We start from the raw sequence: 17,936 nt of genomic DNA, 5'->3' as shown, positions 1-17,936 counted from the left end.
GGGGGACTCGGGCGCACCCGCGTAAGGTCACCGCATCGGCGTCCCCCCGCGAAGTACAAGGAGCCCCCGGCCGTGAGCACCGTCTCCGAGCAGCAGCAGCCCATTCCAGTGATCATCGACTGCGACACCGGCATCGACGACGCCCTGGCCCTGCTGCTGGCGGTCCGGCACCCGCGCCTCGACCTGCGCGCGGTCACCTGCGTGGCCGGGAACACGGACGTGGCGGGGGTCGTCCGGAACACGCTGACGGTGCTGGAGCGGGCCGGAGCCCCGGACGTCCCCGTCGCCCGGGGCGCCGAGCGGCCGCTGATCGAGGGCGTGCGCACCGCGCGGCACGTGCACGGGGCAGACGGCATGGGCGACCTCGGGCTGCCCGCGCCCACCCGCGCCCCCGCCGACGTGGACGCGGTGACGCTGCTGCGCCGGGAGATCCTCGCCTCCCCGCGGCCGGTCACCCTGATCCCGACCGCGCCGCTGACCAACATCGCGCTGCTGCTGCGCACCCACCCGGAGGTCACCGGCAACATCGAGCGGATCGTGTTCATGGGCGGCGCGGTGGCCACCGGGAACGCGACGCCGGTCGCCGAGTTCAACGTGTGGCACGACCCGGAGGCCGCCGCGATCCTGCTCACCGCCGGGGTGCCGATCACGATGTACGGCCTAGACGTGTTCGAGCGGGTGATCGTACCCGGCCCGGACGTCCGGCGGCTGCGCGCGAGCGCCGAGCCCGGCACCCGGCTCGCCGGGGAGCTGCTCGCCCACCGCGGCCCGGCCACCGACGCCACGGACCCCGGCGGCGGGCTCGGCGACGCGGGCGCGGTCTGCGCGGTGATCGACCCGGCGGGCCTGACCACGCACCGGCTGCCCGTCGAGGTGGCCCTGGCCCCCGGGCCGTCCCGCGGCCAGACCCTGGTCGACCGCCGGCTGCGCGTCGGCGAGTCCGAACTGCACGACGGCATGCGCGAACAGCCCCTGGTGGACGTGGCGTTGGACGTGGACGTGGCCCGGTACGTGGAGCTGTACCTCGGCACGGTCGAGCGCACGGTGGCGTAGCCCCCGGCGCGTCGCGGGCGCACGGGTTCCCTTTTCGGGTGATCTGGACAGACGTACCAGATCAGCTCGTGTCGCCCGCACGTACCGACTCGGCATCTCGAAGGAGGCCGCGTGACCGTACGCAGCACCGCCAGCACCCCCGACCTGTCGTCCAAGGATCCCAACTGGTGGCGGCAGGCCGTCATCTACCAGGTCTATCCCCGCAGCTTCGCCGACGCCGACGGCGACGGACTCGGCGACCTGCGCGGCGTCACCCAGCGGCTGACCCACCTGGCCGCCCTCGGCGTCGACGCCCTGTGGCTCAGCCCCTTCTACCCCTCCGAACTCGCCGACGGCGGCTACGACGTCGACGACTACCGCGACGTCGACCCGCGCCTGGGCACGCTGGACGACTTCGACGCGCTGGCCGCCGAGGCCCACCGGCTGGGCCTGAAGGTGATCGTCGACCTGGTGCCCAACCACACCTCGCACCGCCACGCCTGGTTCCGGGAGGCGCTGGCCGCCGGTCCCGGATCGGCGGCCCGGGACCGGTACGTCTTCCGTGCCGGTCGCGGGGCCAACGGCGAACTCCCGCCCACCGACTGGCAGTCCGTCTTCGGCGGCAGCGCCTGGCAGCGGGTGCCCGACGGGCAGTGGTACCTGCACCTCTTCGCACCCCAACAGCCCGACCTGAACTGGGAGAACGAACAGGTCCGCGCCGACTTCCGCAGCACGCTGAAGTTCTGGTGCGACCGGGGCGTCGACGGCTTCCGCGTCGACGTCGCGCACGCGCTGGTCAAGGACCTGACCGAGCCGCTGCGCGACCTCGGCGCCCCCGAGCTGAGCGGCGAGGCGGCCCTCGCGCGGTTCGCCCCCGGCACCCACCCCTTCTACGACCGCGACGACGTCCACGAGGTCTACCGCGACTGGCGCAAGATCCTCGACGCCTACACCCCGCCCCGCACGGCCGTCGCCGAGGCCTGGGTCCCGGGCCCCCGGCGGGTGCTGTACGCCCGGCCCGACGAACTCGGCCAGGCCTTCAACTTCGAGTACCTCCAGACCGGCTGGGACGCGGCCGAGCTGCGCGAGGTCATCACCGGCTCGCTGGCCGACGCGCGGGCCGCGGGGGCCTCGGCGACCTGGGTGCTGTCCAACCACGACGTCGTCCGGCACGCCACCCGCCTGGTCCTGCCGCCGGACACGGACACCGACGCCTGGCTGCTGTCCGGCGGCCACGCGCCCGCCGTCGACCCGGCGGCCGGACTGCGCCGGGCCCGCGCGGCGACGCTGCTGATGCTGGCGCTGCCCGGCTCGGCCTACCTCTACCAGGGCGAGGAGCTGGGGCTGCCCGAGGTGGCCGACCTGCCCACCGAGGTCCTCCAGGACCCGATCTGGGAGCAGACCGGCCACGTCCGCAAGGGCCGCGACGGCTGCCGGGTGCCGCTGCCCTGGACGACGGAAGGGCCCTCGTACGGCTTCGGCGCGGGCGCGGCGTGGCTGCCGCAGCCGCCCGGCTTCGCGGCGTACGCCGTCCAGGCCCAGGACGGGACGGCGGGCTCGACGCTGGAGCTGTACCGCACGGCGCTGCGCCTGCGCCGCAAGCTGCTCGACGGCGAGTCGCTGACCTGGTCGGACGACGTACCGGCGGGGGTGCTGCGGTTCGACCGCTCGGACGGCTGGCGCTGCGTCACCAACCTCTCCGGAGCCGTGGTCGACCTGCCGGCCGGTGAGGTGCTGCTGAGCAGCGCGCCCCTGGAGGACGGCGGCCGGCTGGGCCCGGACACGACGGTGTGGCTGGGCCTGTAACCGGTCCGCGCGGTCGCCCGGTGCGCTCACCCGGACGGCCGCGCACGCTGGTGGCGGGGCGCGGACGGTGGTGCCGTGGAGACGTGACCGATCCTGAACGGCGCCGGTCGCACCGGCCCGCCAGGAGGCACCGATGCAGCACGCCCCCGCCGCCCGCCCGTCACGCGTCCCCGCCGTCCGTCCGCTGTCCGGTGCCGCGCTCGCGGCGGTGCTGGCGCTGACGGCGACCGCCTGCGTCGGTGGCGGGCGGGGTGCGGACGGGGCGGACGGCACCGTGCCGCCGGCCGCGCAGTCCCCGGCCGCGCTTCCGTCGTCCGGCCTGCCGCCGGTGCTCACCCGGGGGCAGGCGCGGGCCGCCCTGATCACGGCGGCCGACCTGGGGGAGGCGTGGGAGCCGACCCGGGGTGCCGCGACCTGGCGCGACGAACTGCTCAAGGCCACCGCCGAACGGCCCGACTGCCGACGGCTGCTGGACGTCCTCTACACCGAGGACCTCTTCGGCTCGGACGCCGCCACCGCGCCCCGGGCCACGGCCGCCCTGGACGACACGGAGGACGGGGCCCAGCTGCACTACCGGGTCACCTCCTACCGCGCCGCCGACCTCGACCGGACGCTGGCGTGGCTCGGGACGCTGCCGGACAGGTGCGGGCACTTCACCGCCCGGCCCGCCCGCGGCACCGCCCGGGACGTCCGCGTCACCGGCCTGGCCCTGCCGCAGGCGGGGGACGCCCGCCGGGGACTGCGGGTGATGGTGGGCGGCACGGCGCCGGACGACGACTCCGGCGGGGACGCCCGCGACGGGACCGGCGACGGGACCCTCACGGTGGACCTGGTCGCCGTCCGTCTCGGCGACGACGCGATCAGCCTCACCAACGGCACCCTCGGCGAACCGGCCGACGACGCCACCCGGACGTCCGTCGACATCGGCACCGGCCGCCTGGCGGAGGCCCGGCGACAGGGCCGGGCCCAGGTCTAGGGCCCGTCCGTCCTGGCGCCGAGTCGGGGCACACAGGCCGGGGGCGGCAGGGGGATTACAGCGGCGGCTGGGCGGGAGCCGGGCCCAGGGTGGTCGTGCCGGGCGCGGTGCGGTGCCCGAGGCCGGTGCGGTAGGCGTCCAGGGCGGCCTCGACGCGGCCGGTGCGGCGCAGCAGGTCGCCGAGGAGGCGGCACAAGTCGGCCAGGTCGCCCGCCGCACCGGCCCGCTCCAGCAGGCTCAGCGCACGGACGTAGTGCTCCTCGGCGGCCTCGGTGTCCCGGGCGTCCTCGGCGATGATGCCGAGCAGCCGGTGCGCGCCCGCGGAGTGCACGGCGCCGCGTTCGGAGGAGAGGTCGTCGAGGACCCCGTGCAGCAGCTCGGCGGCCTCCTCGGACTTGCCGCGCCGGTGCAGTACGTCGGCCAGCTCGACGGCGACCTGGCTGCTGTACAGGGCGGCGCGGGTGGCCGAGAGCATGGCGAGGGCCTCGCGCATCTCCGCCTCGGCGCGCGGCAGTTCGCCGTTCTGGGCGCAGACGTAGCCGCGCATCCAGTGGCAGTTGGCCAGCTCGGTGCCCAGTTGCAGCGTGCGGTACAGCTCGGCCGCCTTGGCCAGCGAGGCGTCGGCCTCGGCGAGGCGCCCCTCGGCGAGCAGGGTGCGGGCGACCGAGCGGTGCATGCGGGCCACCAGCGCGGGATCCCCGGCGCTGGGCGCGAGGGCGAGGGCGAGTTCGGCGGCCTGCGCGGCGCGCGCGTGGGCGCCCATGTCCATGTACGGGCCGATCGCGCTGGCGTAGAGCAGCAGCAGCGCGTCGGGGTCGTGCAGTCCGCCGCGGTTCAGCTCGTCCAGGGTGGACTCCAGCAGGTAGACGGCGTACCGCAGTTCACCGGCGAGGTAGTGCGAGAGCGCGCGTCCGCGCAGGGCGGGGACCCGGGCGGGCAGCGGGGCCCCGGCGTCGACGAGGCACTGCTCGGCGCGCTCGAAGTACTGCCGTCCCGCGGCCAGTTCGCCGGTCTCCACGGCACACTCGCCGAGCCCGAGCAGCGCGGCGGCCCGCTCCTCGGCCAGCTCGTACGTCTCGGCCTCGGCGAGCAGCCCGGTGTACTGCGCGGCCGCCTGCTCGGCGCCCTCGGTGGCGAGGGTGCGCTGCGCCTCGGTGAGCCTGAGCCGCAGGTCGGTGGCGAGGCGGGCGGGGCGTCCGGTGACCAGCTCCTCGTATCCGACACCGAGCCGGTCGGCGAGGTGCCGCAGCGCCTCGTCGGAGGGGCGGACGCGGCCGGCCTCCAGGGTGGAGATGTAGGCGGGTGTGTACGCCGGTTCCGCGAGCTGGCGCTGGGTCATCCCGCGCTCGGCGCGCAGGCGCTGCACCCGGCGTCCGATGGCGTTTCGGTCGTCACGGTCCCCCACTGCCAACTCCCCATGAGGCTCTTGCCGTTCGGCGCGGACGGCTCTAGGTTAAACCGCGTATTAAGCGCGCTTAACCGCGCTTGACACAATCCCTCATCCCACAGAGGACACCGTGCCCGTACGCTTCCGCACCGCCGAACGTTACGCCAGAGCGCTCACCGCCGCCGTCGCCGCCGTGGCCTGCCTGCTGCTGGCCGCGAACGCGGGCCCCGCGGACACGGCACCGTCCCCCGCCCCGGCCCAGGAGGCCGGACCGCCCGCGGACGGCCCGGCCCCGGCGGACGGCTAGGCCGTCCCGTCGGGAGGGGCGCCCTCGGTCCTGCGGCGGGAGCCGGTCCGCTCAGCCCTGGGTCTGGAGCCGGCTCAGTTCGCGCTGGACATGGTCCAGGGCGCCCTCGCGGCGGCCCGGTACGCGGCCGCGCAGCGCGGCGAGGGCCGCGCCCAGTTCGCGGGCCGGTCCGGCGTCGCGGATCCGCCCCCACTGGTGGTGGGCCCGGTCGACGGCCGCCTCCACGGCGGGCGCCTGCGGGAGCTGCCCGGCGCCGAGCCGGGCCTCGGCCACCGTCAGCCAGGACCGGCAGCTGCGCACCGGGTCCCCCGCGAACATGGCCAGGTCGGCCCGGACCTCCGCCCAGTGCAGCGCGTCCTCGGAGGCGGGTCCGTGCGCGTGGGCCGCGGCCCGCTCGTGCCGGGCGGCGAACGCGTCGGCGTCCCCGTGCCGACCGGAGCGCACGGCGGCGGCGATGACGGCGTGCGGGTCGCCCGCCACCGGCCCCGGCGCCGTCAGCACCAGGTCGGCGCCGGTCACCGCGCCGCTGCCCGGGGCGTCGGCGGCGGCGCGGGCCAGCGCCTGCTGGTGCAGCTCGTCCGGCGGCGGCCGGTGCCCGCTGCGCAGGATCGTCGCCACGCCCCGCATGTACGACGGGACGGCCACCGCCCGCCGTGCGGGCGGCGGCGCGACGCGACCGTAGACGGCGTTGTTGCGCCCGGAGTCCAGCGGACTGGTCCGCAGCCACTGCCAGGTCTCGTGGTCGGCGTGCAGATCGAGCAGCAGCGTCGTCGCGCCGCTCGGCCGCAGCCGCAGCTCCTCGCGGATCCAGTGCCAGGGCAGTGCCGTGTAGCGGACGGTCGACGGGGTCGTGCGGGCCAGCGCCAGGTGCGGCAGGCGCTGGCGCCGGTCCAGCTGGAGCTGTCCGGCGACGTAGACCGTGAGCGGTCCGGGGGCCGCCGCCGCGGCCCGCAGCCGGGTCAGGACGGCCTGCGGCTCCAGCGGGTCGGCGAGTTCGACGACGTTCGCCGTGTCCGTGCCGGAGAGCACGGCGGGCGGCACGGCCGCGAGCACGGGGAGCACGGAGGCGGCGTCCACCAGGCACCCGCGGCCCACGGGCGACGCCGCGAGCAGCAGCACGGTTCCGGGCATGTCCCTGTCCCCTCCCCCTGTCGATCACGTACGTCGATCACGTACGGCAGCACCGTAACCGCTGCGGCTGCGAAGCGGGGCACTCAGCCGCCGCCGGACGGCTCCCGGCCGGCCGGTGTCCGCCGTACCGCGAAGACCGTGGTGTCGTCGGCCACCCGCCCCCGGCAGTGCCGCAGCGTGCCGTCCCGGACGAGGGACACCAGCCGCGCGGGCACGGCGCTGCGCGGGTCGACGGCGAGGGCGCGGGCGATGTCGTCGGCCGGCCGGTAGAAGACCCCGCCGGGGTCCCGGGCCTCGGTCACCCCGTCGGTGACCAGCAGCAGCGTCTCGTCCTCGGCCAGGTGCAGCCGGTGCACCGGCGGCGTCCCGGACCGGCCGGTGGGCGCCAGTTCGGCCATGCCCAGCGGCAGCCCGCCCACGACCGGCAGCAGGCGCACCCCCCGCGGGCCGACCGCCATCGGGGGTTCGTGGCCGAAGACGACGCAGTCCACGGCGTCCGGCCGGCCGGGCGGGAACCCGACCAGCACGGCGGTGGCGAACCGGTCGCCGTCGGCCCGGCCCAGGCCCGCGGTGTGCTCGCGGTGGCGCAGCATGCGGATCTCCAGGCGCTCGGCGACCGTCGCGAGGTCCGCCTCGTGGTACCCGGCCTCGCGGAAGGTGCCGAGCAGCGCGGCGGCCGTCTCCACCGCGCCGAGCCCCTTGCCCTGCACGTCGCCGACGAGGACCCGGGTGCCGTGCGGTCCGGGCTGGATGTCGTAGAAGTCGCCGCCGACGCGGGCCTCGCTGTCCGCGGAGAGGTAGACGGCGGCGTGGTCCAGGCCGCCGAAACCCCCCGGGAGCGGGCGCAGCACGGTGCGCCGGGTGGTGTCGGCGATGTCCCGCATGTGCAGCATGCGCCGCTCGCCGCCGACCCGGACGGCGGCCACCCCCACGGCGACGACACCACCGAGGGCGACGAGCAGCAGGCCGGCCATGCCGGTCTCCTCCCGGTGCTTCCAGACCAGGTCCGCCATCATGTAGACGGCTGTCGACAACACCGCGAACACCGCCGTGCTCCACACACCGCAGATCGCGGCCGCGACGCCGGGGACGAGCACGGTCCAGGCGATGATCTGGAACACGTTGCTCGTCACGTCGGCCACGGCGATACCGACGAGCATGAGCAGCGGGAACAGCCACGCCGCACTGTGGCCGCGCACGCTCAGCAGCTCGTGCCGCGACAGGGCGTCGCCCCGGCCCGCGGCCCGGACGAGCCCGCCCAGCAACTCCCACCGGCCACGCACCGGCCCGCGCACGCGACCCCTCACGGAGGAAGCGAAGCACGCGTCCCACCGCCCCGCATCCTGACTTGCCAGTCGGCGGACCCGGGTGTGCGCTGGTAGACGGGGCGAGGCGAGAGGAGTGCTCTCATGGCTCACGCGGTACCCACACGCGGAACGTCCACCGGCGCCCGCACCGGCGGCACCGGTACGGGAAGGGATCCGGGAAGGGATGCGTCCGGGCGCCGGACGCCCGACGTGTTCGGCGCGCGGACCCACCTGCTGGCGAAGTGGGCGATGCCGCTGGCGATCGGCCTGGTCTACGGCTACTGGGCGGCGTCCGTCCGCCGCCACGGCGGCCCCGTCACCGGCTGGAACCTGCTGTTCGGCTTCATGACGGTGCTCGCCTTCGCCCTCCTGTGGTACGCGGTCCGCGCCGTGGCCGACCGGCTGCCGCGCGAGGGCCACGCGGTGCTGTGGGGGGCGTTCGCGGGCAGCGCCCTGGGCTTCCTCTACTCGGGCAGCGGCGTGGCCATGTTCACCTGCGTCCTCGTGTCCCTGCTGCTCGCGGCGGCGGTGACGGCCGGGCTGTACTACCTCTTCGCCACCCGCCAGGACGCCGAGGACGCCCGGGCGGCCAGGCACCGCACCCTCACCCGCACCACCTGACCGGCTCGTCCCCGGGGGCCATATGCAGTCACGCCGGTCGCCCGGCGGGGGCGCGGGGGTTTGCCTGGGAGGGTGTCCCCCCGCCTCCGGAGCACCCTGTCGGCCGCCCTGATCGTCCTCGCCAGCCTGCTCGCACCGTGCGCCACGCTGGCGGTCTGGGCGATGCACGGGCCGGCCGACACGGGCCGCTACGTCGCGTCCATGGCCCCGCTCGCCGACGATCCGGACGTGCGGGACGCGGCCGCCGACACGCTGGGCGCCGGGTTCGCGGGGCTCGTCGACGAGGTCACGGCAGGACCCGTGAACGGCAGCGTGCGGCTCTTCGTGCGGGACGCGGCCCGGTCGTTCACCCGGACCGAGGCCTTCCACGAGGGCTGGGACGCGGCGAACCGCACCGTCCACGCCGCCGTGCTGCGCGCCCTGCGGGACGACGGCGCGGCCGGCCACGCGATCACCGTCGACCTGGCCCCCGTCACCGAACGCGTGCGGGACCGGCTCGCCGAGGACCACGTGCCCTTCGCCCGGCGCATCCCGGTCCGCCACCTCGCGGTCACCGTGCTCCCGGCCCGCACGGCGGACCGGCTCAGGGAGGGCTACCACGTGCTCGACGTCGCCGCCTTCTGGCTGCCGCTGGCGGCCGTCGTCTTCGCGGTCGCCGCGATCGCCGTCGCCGCCCGCCGCCGCCGCGCCCTCGTGGCCGCCGGGATCGGCACCGCCCTCGGCGGCGTCCTGCTCGCCCTCGCCGTCCTGGTCGGCCGCCGGCTCACCGTCGCCGAACTCCCCGGCCCGGTGGACGGCCCCGCCGCGGGCGCCGTGTACGACGCCCTCACCGAAACACTGCGCACCGCCTCCTGGCTCCTCGTCGCCCTCGGCCTCACGGTCGCGCTGGCCTCGTGGCTCACGGGCCGGTACGGGCGCCCGCCGCGCCGCCGGTCCCCCGCGGAACCCACCGCGGAGCCTGCCTCGAAGCCCTCCGCCGAGCCCGGCCCGCACCGGCCGACGCGCACCCGGCTCTGAAACCCCTTGGCCAGGACCGCGCCCGGGCGGCTAACGTCGCCGCCCATGACCGAGCGGCGGACCGAGAGCGGCACGACGACCCTGTGGCGGCCCACCGGCCCCGAGGAGCTGGCGCTCGTCGAGGCCTCCGGCTGGACGGCCTGGCCCCCGCGCCTGCCCGAGCAGCCGATCTTCTACCCGGTCCTCAACGAGGACTACGCCGTCCGCATCGCCCGCGACTGGAACGTCCCCGCCTCCGGCTCCGGCTACGTGACCCGGTTCGAGGCCGACACCGCCTTCCTGGCCCGCTACCCCGTACGCCGGGCGGGCGGCGAGACCATCCTGGAGCTGTGGGTCCCGGCGGAGGAGCTGGCCGAGTTCAACCGGCACATCGTGGGCCGTATCGAGGTCGTCCGCGAGTTCCACGCCCCGGCGTAGATTCGGGCATCGCACCGCGAGCGAAGGGCCGGGACTTGGACACCGAGACCGACACGGCGAACGGCACGTGGACGGACGCCGACGACGGACGGACACCCCGCCGCACCGGACGGCGCCTCGGAGCCTGGTGCGCGGGGCTGCTGTTCACCGGGGTGAGCGTGGTCGTCGGCTGCCGGGCCGCCGACAGCGACGGCGCCACCCCCGTACCGCAGCTCCTCGCCTTCCTGCCCTGGCTGCTGGTGCCGACCGGCGCCGGGCTGCTGCTCACGCTGCTCGCCCGGTGGTGGACCGGCGCGGTGTGGGGCGTCGCGCTGCTCGGGCTCCTCGCGTGGTTCATCGAGCCGTACGGCAAGAGCGTGGAGCCCACCGGACCGCCCGTCGCCGAGGTCCGGGTGCTGACCTCGAACGTGGAGTTCGGGCAGGGCACCGACGCGCTGATCGCCACTGTGCGCCGCGAGAAGCCCGACCTCGTCTTCGTACAGGAGTGCGAGCGCACGTGCGACGCGGCGCTGCGGCGCGACCTGGCCGCCGGTTATCCGCACCGGCGGGCCGTCCAGGGCGACGGCTCCAAGGGCTCCGTGATCCTGAGCGCCTTCCCGCTCCGGGCCGCCCCCGCCGTCCCCGGCGCCATGGGCATGCCCGCCGCCGTCGCCGACGTACGCGGCCACCCCGTACGGCTGCTGCTCGCCCACCCGATGCCGCCGCTCGCGGACCGGGTGGACCTGTGGCGCGAGGAGCTGGACGCCCTGCGCGACGCCGCCGCGGGGGACCGCGGGACGCCCACCGTCCTGGCCGGCGACTTCAACGCCTCGCAGGACCACGCCGCCTTCCGCCGCATCCTGGACACGGGGCTGCGCGACGCGGCCCGGCTCGCGGGCCAGGACCGCACGCCCAGCTGGCCCGCGCGGACCCTCCCCGTGTTCGGCGCGCAGATCGACCACGTCCTGGTCTCCGGGGACTTCGCCGCGCGCGACGCCCGGTTCCTGGACCTGGCCGGCACCGACCACCGCGCACTGGTCGTCGACCTGACCCTGCACGCGGCGGCCGGCTGACCGCGTCCCTTCGCCTCCCGGCCGGGTCAGACGCCGATGTCGCGGCCGTCCGCGCGCCACACCGCCACGACCGCCGGGCGCACGATCTTCCCGGGCCCGTCGGGCCAGGAGCTGGCCGGCTGCTCCACGGAGGCGCCGTCGACCTCGCCCGGGTGCTGCACGGCGACCAGCACCCGCCGGTCCTGGACGAGCGGGCCGCAGGTCTCCGCACCGGTCGGCACGGTCAGGAACTGCTTCAGCTCACCGCGCCGGTCGCCCTTGGTCGCGACGCCGAAGAGCCCGTCGTGGCTGCCGAGCGCGTTGCCGTCGGTGGAGATCCACAGGTTGCCGTGGTCGTCGAAGGCGACGTTGTCCGGGCAGGAGATCGGGCTGACCCGGTCCTTGGGGAAGCCCGCGAAGTAGGTCGCCGGGTCCTCCGGGTCACCCGCGACCAGGAACAGCGACCACCCGAAGCGGGTGGCGTCGGCCCGGTTCCACCGCTCGGTCAGCTCCAGGACGTGGCCGTGCTTGTTGGAGTTGCGCGGGTTGGCCTCGTCGGGGCCCGCGTAACCGGCCTTGCCCCGGTTGGAGTTGTTGGTGAGCGCGACGTACACCTTGCCGGTCGTGGGCGACGGCTCGATGTCCTCGGGCCGGTCCATCTTGGTCGCGCCGACCTTGTCCCCGGCGAGCCGCGTGAAGACGCAGACCTCCTCGGCGCTCATCCCCTCGACGTGCGAGACGGCACCGTCCTCGGTGGCGGTGACCAGCGGAATCCACTCGCCACCGCCGTCGAACTCGCCGTCGCGCGGCAGCGTCCCCGTCCCGTCGATCTCGATGGCGGGGGAGTCGCCGCTGAGCTTGGCGACGTACAGCGTCCCCTCGTCGAGCAGCGAGAGGTTGTGCTCGCGCGCCCAGCGGGAGTCGCCGTGCCGCATCCGCTTGCTGCCGACGAACTTGTAGAAGTAGTCGAACCGCTCGTCGTCGCCGGTGTAGACGACCGGCCGCCCGTCGTGCGTGAGCCGCACGGTGGCGGCCTCGTGCTTGAACCGGCCGAGCGCGGTGTGCTTGCGCGGCGTCGACTCCGGGTCGTACGGGTCCAGCTCCACGACGTACCCGAACCGGTGCACCTCGTTCGGCTCCTGGGCGACGTCGAACCGCTTGTCGAACCGCTCCCACTTGCGCTCGGTGGCCCCGGTCCCGATCCCGTACCGCTTGTCGGTGTCCCGGCTGCTGTTGGCGAAGTACTGGTTGAAGTTCTCCTCGCCGTGCAGCGTGGTGCCCCACGGGGTGGTGCCGCCGGAGCAGTTGTTGAGGGTGCCGAGCACCTTGCGGCCGCCGCGGTCGGCGGAGGTCCTCACCAGGTCGGACCCGGCCGCCGGGCCGGTCAGCCGGAACTCGCTGGTGGCGGTGACCCGCCGATTGAGCCGATGCCGCGCCACAGACGTCAGCCGCCCACTCCTCCGCTCCTCCTCCACGGCGACGACCGACAGCCCGTGCGCGGCCCAGGCGATCTCGACCTGCTCACGGGTCGGGTTCTCGGGGTCGTAGCCGCGGAACATGAGCACCTCGTCGGTGTACTCGTGGTTCGCGACGAGGAGCTGCCGGTCGTGCTCGCCCCGCAGCGGCAGCAGCGCGAGGAAGTCGTTGTTGTACCCGAACTGCCCCGCCTGCGCCTCGGCGCTCTGCTTCTCCGGGTCGAAGGCGGGCGCCCCGCGCAGAATGGGTTCACCCCAACGGATGACGACCTCCTGCCGGTACCCCTCCGGAACGGTCACGGCGTCGTCGGTGTTGGGCGCGACGGGCGTGAACCGCAGTCCGCGCGCACCGGACGCCTTGGCGGGCCTCCCGTGCCCCTTTCCGGCCGCGGGCGCGGCCTGCGCCGACGGCGCCCCCGCCACCCCGACGGCCCCGGCGCCCGCCGCGGCGACGGTCACGACGGCGGCGGCACGCATCATGGAACGGCGGCTGAGCGCACCGGCGATGACATCGCCGACGTACTCGTTGGAGCTGGTGTTCGGCACCTCGTGGAAGCAGGCGTCGCCACACCGGAAACGGCAGGTCATCGCGGACCGGCCGCCAGGATGCGAACCGGACGGCGTCCCGATCAACGGCAGGAGCTTGCGCACTGTGTTCTCCCCTTGAGAATCCCTGTATGCCCTGGTGTCAGCGCGACCGTAGGCGTGCATACGTGCCGGGACCGGGCGTCGCGGTGAACGCCGGGTGAACCCGCGGAATCCTCGGGGGAATTGCGGCGACGACCGGATCCGGCCTTGACGCCTCGTCGCCCGCATGCCAGACCCTGCACAAGATCACAAGCCGGGACCGCTAACCTTACGTGTCCGTCCTGGCCAGGGATTGACGGCACCAACTCACTCGAAGGGTTGCGCACATGGGCATTCTCACTCTCCTGCGGAACGCGTTCGGCCGCTCACGCAAGGAACGGACCGCACAGGCGGAGGGTGCGACGCAGGAGACGGCACCGCCGGTCACCGCGCCGGAGCCGAAGCTCCCGTCCCAGCCCACCGCACCCCCGGAGCCGGCCGAGACCACCTCGGCCGAGCCGGAGCCCTCCCAGATCCCCGAGCCCCGCTCGGAACCCACCCCCGACGAACACGACCTCGTCAAGGCCGCCTTCACCAACATCACAGTCCCCAAGCCAACCCCGGCGTCCCCGGGCACGCTCCCCGAGCCGGAGGCGAAATCCGAGCCAGACGCGGACGCGAAGCCCGAGGCGAAGCCAGCGGCGCAGCCCGAGGCGGAGGCGCAGCCGGACACCGAGGCGAAGCCGGAGCCGGAAGCCAAGCCGGAGGCGCAGGCACAGCCCGAGCCCGAGGCGAAGCCGGACGTCAAGGCGGAGGCGAAGCCAGAAGCGAAGCCGGAGGCGAAGCCCGAGCCGGAGGCGGAGGCGAAGCCCGAGCCTGAGGTCGCGCCCGAGACGAAGCCGGAGGCTGAGCCGGAGCCCACCCCCGAACCCGCAGCCGCCGACGGCGAGGAAGCCCCACAGGGGCCACCCGCACCCGACAACGAAGGCAGCACGGGCGGTGCGGGTGGGAACACGGACGCCGAAGGCGCAGCCGAGGCGTCACAGCCCACCACCCCGCCGGAGGCACCCCGTGCGGACACGGACGCCGAAGGCGAAGCCGAGGCGTCGAAACCCGCAACCCCCGCAGCGCGCCTCCGCTCCCGCGCCCCCGGCCTCACCACCGCCTACAAGGCAGCCGGCGCCGCGCTCAAGAAGCGCGACCTCACCGGCGCCCGCGCCAAGGTCCACCTCGTCCTCGACCGCTCCGCCTCCATGCGCCCGTACTACAAGGACGGCTCCGCCCAGGCCCTCGCCGAGCAGACCCTCGCCCTCGCGGCACACCTCGACCCCGAGGCCACGGTCCACGTCACGTTCTTCTCCACCGAGGTGGACGGCACCGGCGAGCTGACCCTCACCGACCACGAGAACAAGATCGACGAGCTGCACGCGGCGCTCGGCCGCATGGGCCGCACCAGCTACCACGCCGCCGTCGAGGCCGTCCTCGCCCACCACGAGAAGGAGGCGCCCGGCACCCCCGCCCTCGTGGTCTTCCAGACCGACGGCGCCCCCGACGCCAAGACCCCCGCCACCCAGGCCCTGACCGGCGCCGCCGCGGACCACCCGAACGTCCACTTCTCCTTCGTCGCCTTCGGTGACCCGGAGAACAAGGCCTTCGACTACCTCCGCAAGCTCAAGACGGGCAACGCCTCCCACTTCCTGGCCGGCGAGACCCCGAAGGAGCTCACCGACAAGGAGCTGTACGAGGCCGTACTGGCCACCTGGCGCCCGTAGCCGGTCCCAGCGGCCGCACGCACGGCCCCTCGGGGGGTGGATAAAGGGGAAGCCCTCCGTCCACCCCCCGAAACGCGTGTGAGCCGACCTCCACGGGCCCAGTAGGATTTCGACCATGGCGGCCACTGGAACCGAGAAGCAGGGGGCGAAGGCGTACTACGTCTCGACCCCCATCTACTACGTCAACGACGCTCCTCACCTGGGCCACGCCTATACGACCGTCGCAGGCGACGTGCTCACCCGCTGGCACCGCCAGCGCGGCGAGAAGGTGTGGTACCTCACCGGCACGGACGAGCACGGTCAGAAGATCATGCGCACGGCCGAGGCGAACGGGGTCACCCCGCAGGCCTGGGCCGACAAGCTCGTCACGGAGTCGTGGAAGCCCCTGTGGGAGCACCTCGACATCGCGAACGACGATTTCATCCGCACCACGCAGAAGCGGCACACCGACCGCGTCCAGGAGTTCGTGCAGGACCTGTACGACAAGGGCGAGATCTACAAGGGCGGGTACGAGGGTCCGTACTGCGTGGGCTGCGAGGAGTACAAGCTCCCCGGCGAGCTGCTCGACGGCGAGGGCGAGTACGCGGGCCAGAAGCTGTGCCCGATCCACAAGAAGCCGGTGGAGATCCTCAGCGAGGAGAACTACTTCTTCAAGCTGAGCGAGTACAGCGAGAAGCTGCTCGCCCACTACGAGGCCAACCCGGGCTTCATCCAGCCCGAGTCCGCGCGCAACGAGGTCGTGAATTTCGTCCGCCAGGGCCTCCAGGACCTCTCCATCTCCCGCTCGACCTTCGACTGGGGCGTGCCGGTCCCCTGGGACGACAAGCACGTCATCTACGTGTGGATCGACGCCCTGCTGAACTACGCCACGGCGGTCGGGTACAACGAGAACCCGGAGAAGTTCGAGTCGACGTTCCCCGCCGACGTGCACCTGGTCGGCAAGGACATCCTGCGCTTCCACGCGATCATCTGGCCGGCGATGCTGATGGCGCAGGGCCTGCCCCTGCCCGGGAAGGTCGCCGCGAACGGCTGGCTGATGGTCGGCGGCGAGAAGATGTCGAAGTCCAACCTGACCGGCATCAAGCCGCAGGACCTGACCTCGCACTTCGGCGTGGACGCGTACCGCTGGTACTTCCTGCGCGCGATCGCCTTCGGCCAGGACGGCAGCTTCTCCTGGGAGGACTTCTCCGCCCGCTACACCAGCGAGCTGGCCAACGACTACGGCAACCTCGCCTCCCGCGTGGCGGCCATGGTCGGCAAGTACTTCGGCGGCGAGCTGCCTGCCGCGACGGCCGACGGTGACGCGGAGCAGGCGATCCACGACGGTCTGACCAGGGCGGTCGCGGAGGCGGACCGGAAGATCGGCGAGGAGCTGGACTTCCAGGGCGGCATCCTGGCGGTCTTCGACTTCGTCAAGCAGGTCAACGGCTACATCACCGAGCAGGAGCCCTGGAAGGTCGCGAAGGACGATTCGCCGGAGGGCAAGGCGCGCCTGGCGACGATCCTCTACACGGCCGCGGAGGCACTCCGCGCCGTGGCGGTCCTCCTGAACCCGGTCATGCCGGACACCTCCCAGAAGCTCTGGGACTCCCTCGGCGCCGAACCCTCCCTGGGCGCCCTCGCGGACCAGCAGGTCCAGGACGCGGCGGACTGGGGCCGGCTGCCCGCCGGTGCGGCGGTCACCAAGGGCGCGGTGCTCTTCCCGCGTCTCGAGGAGAAGCCGACCGCGTAACGCGCTCGCTACAGCAGGGGCCCGGGAGAGGCGGAAGCTTCTCCCGGGCCCTCGGCGTTTGCGAAGATCGTACGAACAGTCGGCTCATGTGGGGGGACTTCCATGGCACTCTTCGGCAACGCGCACAGCATCGACCCGGCCCAGGCGCAGCAGGAGTACGCGCGCCTGCTCGGCCAGGGTGAGCAGGTACACGCGGCCTACCTGCTGATCCGGGACACCATCCTGTTCACCGACCGGCGGCTGATCCTGGTCGACAAGCAGGGCATCACCGGCAAGAAGACCGAGTACCACTCGATCCCGTACCGCAGCATCACGCACTTCGCGGTCGAGACGGCCGGCCACTTCGACCTCGACGCCGAGCTGAAGATCTGGCTCTCCGGCTCCCAGACCCCGGTCCAGAAGACCTTCACCAAGGGCGTCGACATCTACGAGGTCCAGGCGATCCTGACCCAGTTCGTGGCCCGGTAGGGTCCGCGCGGGCTAGATGCGCGAGTTGCGCAGCGACTGCCACACGGCGCCGGCCAGTGCCCGCGTCGCCCGCGGGACCGACAGGTGTTCGTGCTCGCGGTACAGGGCCCAGTTGTACTCCACGAGCGAGAGCTTGTTGGAGGACAGCGATCCCGCCTGATGGGCCCTGTACACCGCGAGCGGCTCGGCCAGCCCCCGGGCGTCGGCGCCGTCCCGCATGATCGACAGCCACAGGGCGTAGTCCTGGCGCTTGCGCATCTCCGGCATCAGCCTCGTGCCCAGGACGTTGCGGTCGTACATGGCGGTGAGAGCACCGATGTGGTCCTGGACCAGCATCGCGCGGTAGTCCACGTGCCCCCGCGCGCGGATCACCCGGCCGTTGGGGACCCAGTCGGTGCTTTCGCCGTCGTGGTCGGCGTCCATCTTGTAGTACGAGGTGAACGTCAGGGGCGCGGTGCCTTCCGCGGCGAAGGCGAGCTGCTTCTCGGTCTTCTCCGGCAGCCACATGTCGTCCGAGTCGAGGAAGGCGACGTAGTCCCCGCGGGCCCGCTCGATGGCGAGGTTGCGGGCCCGGCCCGCGCCGCCCCGCTCCGGCGAGGAGCGGGGCAGGACGCGCTCGTCCTGGGCGGCGAACTCGCGCAGCAGGTCCATGGAGCCGTCGGAGGACTGGTCGTCGGTGACCAGCAGCTCCAGATCGCCGTGGGTCTGCGTGAGCACCGACCGGACGGCTGCGCCGAGGGTGGCCGCCGAGTTGTACACGGGCATCACGACGGACACCAGGGGCACGGCACTTCTCCTTCGTGGTTCGGGAACGACAGATCAGGACCGGCAGATCGGGAACGACAGATCAGGACCGGCAGATCGGGAACGACAGATCAGGACCGGCAGAT

General features: G+C 73.9%; 16 protein-coding genes. 11 read left to right on the top strand and 5 right to left on the bottom strand.

The window, feature by feature from the left end; all coding sequences use genetic code 11:
- Positions 1-72: 72 nt before the first annotated feature.
- The 3 genes from Sru02f_RS00505 (at position 73) to Sru02f_RS00495 (ending at position 3,814) form a co-directional block, all read left to right on the top strand.
- Positions 73-1,053 carry a nucleoside hydrolase gene (locus tag Sru02f_RS00505; protein ID WP_109029242.1) on the top strand — a complete coding sequence of 327 codons (981 nt, stop codon included), beginning with the start codon at positions 73-75 and terminating at the stop codon, positions 1,051-1,053.
- Positions 1,054-1,164: 111 nt separating this feature from the next.
- A complete protein-coding gene (locus tag Sru02f_RS00500) occupies positions 1,165-2,838 on the top strand; it encodes a glycoside hydrolase family 13 protein (protein ID WP_109029241.1) in 1,674 nt (557 codons plus the stop codon).
- A 133-nt stretch (positions 2,839-2,971) separates the two neighbouring features.
- Entirely contained in the window at positions 2,972-3,814 is an 843-nt protein-coding gene (locus Sru02f_RS00495) for a hypothetical protein (RefSeq protein WP_109029240.1), read from the top strand.
- A 55-nt stretch (positions 3,815-3,869) separates the two neighbouring features.
- On the opposite strand, the gene Sru02f_RS00490 is transcribed toward Sru02f_RS00495, so the two are convergent.
- The gene (locus Sru02f_RS00490) at positions 3,870-5,219 is read right to left on the bottom strand and encodes a helix-turn-helix domain-containing protein (RefSeq protein WP_109029239.1); all 1,350 of its coding nucleotides are present in this window, start codon (positions 5,217-5,219) and stop codon (positions 3,870-3,872) included.
- 112 nt (positions 5,220-5,331) lie between these two features.
- On the opposite strand from Sru02f_RS00490, the gene Sru02f_RS00485 reads away from it, so the two are divergent.
- Complete coding sequence (locus tag Sru02f_RS00485; RefSeq protein ID WP_109029238.1) at positions 5,332-5,508, top strand: hypothetical protein; 177 nt, start codon at positions 5,332-5,334, stop codon at positions 5,506-5,508.
- A gap of 51 nt (positions 5,509-5,559) precedes the next feature.
- Here Sru02f_RS00485 and Sru02f_RS00480 read toward each other — a convergent pair whose 3' ends face one another.
- Positions 5,560-6,639, bottom strand: a complete 1,080-nt coding sequence (locus Sru02f_RS00480) for a hypothetical protein (protein WP_011029232.1) — start codon at positions 6,637-6,639, stop codon at positions 5,560-5,562.
- An 83-nt stretch (positions 6,640-6,722) separates the two neighbouring features.
- On the bottom strand, positions 6,723-7,934 hold the full coding sequence (locus Sru02f_RS00475; RefSeq protein WP_109029237.1) for a PP2C family protein-serine/threonine phosphatase: 1,212 nt from the start codon (positions 7,932-7,934) through the stop codon (positions 6,723-6,725).
- A gap of 114 nt (positions 7,935-8,048) precedes the next feature.
- Between Sru02f_RS00475 and Sru02f_RS00470 the strand changes: the two genes are divergently transcribed.
- From Sru02f_RS00470 to Sru02f_RS00455, 4 genes are all read left to right on the top strand, one after another.
- On the top strand, positions 8,049-8,567 hold the full coding sequence (locus Sru02f_RS00470; protein ID WP_109029236.1) for a hypothetical protein: 519 nt from the start codon (positions 8,049-8,051) through the stop codon (positions 8,565-8,567).
- Positions 8,568-8,639: 72 nt separating this feature from the next.
- Entirely contained in the window at positions 8,640-9,584 is a 945-nt protein-coding gene (locus Sru02f_RS00465; RefSeq protein WP_109029235.1) for a hypothetical protein, read from the top strand.
- 45 nt (positions 9,585-9,629) lie between these two features.
- The gene (locus Sru02f_RS00460) at positions 9,630-10,001 is read left to right on the top strand and encodes an ADP-ribosylation/crystallin J1 (RefSeq protein WP_167469276.1); all 372 of its coding nucleotides are present in this window, start codon (positions 9,630-9,632) and stop codon (positions 9,999-10,001) included.
- A gap of 35 nt (positions 10,002-10,036) precedes the next feature.
- Positions 10,037-11,053: an endonuclease/exonuclease/phosphatase family protein gene (locus tag Sru02f_RS00455; protein WP_109029233.1), complete on the top strand. Its 1,017-nt coding sequence runs from the start codon at positions 10,037-10,039 to the stop codon at positions 11,051-11,053.
- A 26-nt stretch (positions 11,054-11,079) separates the two neighbouring features.
- Here Sru02f_RS00455 and Sru02f_RS00450 read toward each other — a convergent pair whose 3' ends face one another.
- On the bottom strand, positions 11,080-13,158 hold the full coding sequence (locus tag Sru02f_RS00450) for a PhoX family protein (RefSeq protein ID WP_109029232.1): 2,079 nt from the start codon (positions 13,156-13,158) through the stop codon (positions 11,080-11,082).
- 263 nt (positions 13,159-13,421) lie between these two features.
- Between Sru02f_RS00450 and Sru02f_RS00445 the strand changes: the two genes are divergently transcribed.
- The 3 genes from Sru02f_RS00445 to Sru02f_RS00435 all read left to right on the top strand — a co-directional run bounded on the left by Sru02f_RS00445 (position 13,422) and on the right by Sru02f_RS00435 (position 17,046).
- The gene (locus Sru02f_RS00445) at positions 13,422-14,846 is read left to right on the top strand and encodes a VWA domain-containing protein (protein WP_109029231.1); all 1,425 of its coding nucleotides are present in this window, start codon (positions 13,422-13,424) and stop codon (positions 14,844-14,846) included.
- Positions 14,847-14,961: 115 nt separating this feature from the next.
- Positions 14,962-16,578 carry a methionine--tRNA ligase gene (gene metG, locus Sru02f_RS00440; RefSeq protein ID WP_109029230.1) on the top strand — a complete coding sequence of 539 codons (1,617 nt, stop codon included), beginning with the start codon at positions 14,962-14,964 and terminating at the stop codon, positions 16,576-16,578.
- A gap of 102 nt (positions 16,579-16,680) precedes the next feature.
- Complete coding sequence (locus tag Sru02f_RS00435) at positions 16,681-17,046, top strand: PH domain-containing protein (protein WP_003975148.1); 366 nt, start codon at positions 16,681-16,683, stop codon at positions 17,044-17,046.
- 12 nt (positions 17,047-17,058) lie between these two features.
- Here the strand turns inward: Sru02f_RS00435 and Sru02f_RS00430 are convergent, their stop codons facing one another.
- On the bottom strand, positions 17,059-17,832 hold the full coding sequence (locus tag Sru02f_RS00430; protein WP_109029229.1) for a glycosyltransferase family 2 protein: 774 nt from the start codon (positions 17,830-17,832) through the stop codon (positions 17,059-17,061).
- Between the last annotated feature and the right edge of the window lie 104 nt (positions 17,833-17,936).

The organism is Streptomyces rubrogriseus, from assembly GCF_027947575.1.
Classification (GTDB): Bacteria; Actinomycetota; Actinomycetes; order Streptomycetales; family Streptomycetaceae; genus Streptomyces; species Streptomyces rubrogriseus.
The sequence above is the reverse complement of the archived record's forward strand: the minus strand, read 5'-3'. Positions and strand labels throughout refer to the sequence as shown.

Coding starts and splice junctions, on each gene's coding strand:
- Sru02f_RS00445 (WP_109029231.1), top strand. CDS start 13,422: ATGGGCATTCTCACTCTCCTGCGGAACGCGTTCGGCCGCTCACGCAAG.
- Sru02f_RS00460 (WP_167469276.1), top strand. CDS start 9,630: ATGACCGAGCGGCGGACCGAGAGCGGCACGACGACCCTGTGGCGGCCC.
- metG (WP_109029230.1), top strand. CDS start 14,962: ATGGCGGCCACTGGAACCGAGAAGCAGGGGGCGAAGGCGTACTACGTC.
- Sru02f_RS00480 (WP_011029232.1), bottom strand. CDS start 6,639: ATGCCCGGAACCGTGCTGCTGCTCGCGGCGTCGCCCGTGGGCCGCGGG.
- Sru02f_RS00470 (WP_109029236.1), top strand. CDS start 8,049: ATGGCTCACGCGGTACCCACACGCGGAACGTCCACCGGCGCCCGCACC.
- Sru02f_RS00435 (WP_003975148.1), top strand. CDS start 16,681: ATGGCACTCTTCGGCAACGCGCACAGCATCGACCCGGCCCAGGCGCAG.
- Sru02f_RS00495 (WP_109029240.1), top strand. CDS start 2,972: ATGCAGCACGCCCCCGCCGCCCGCCCGTCACGCGTCCCCGCCGTCCGT.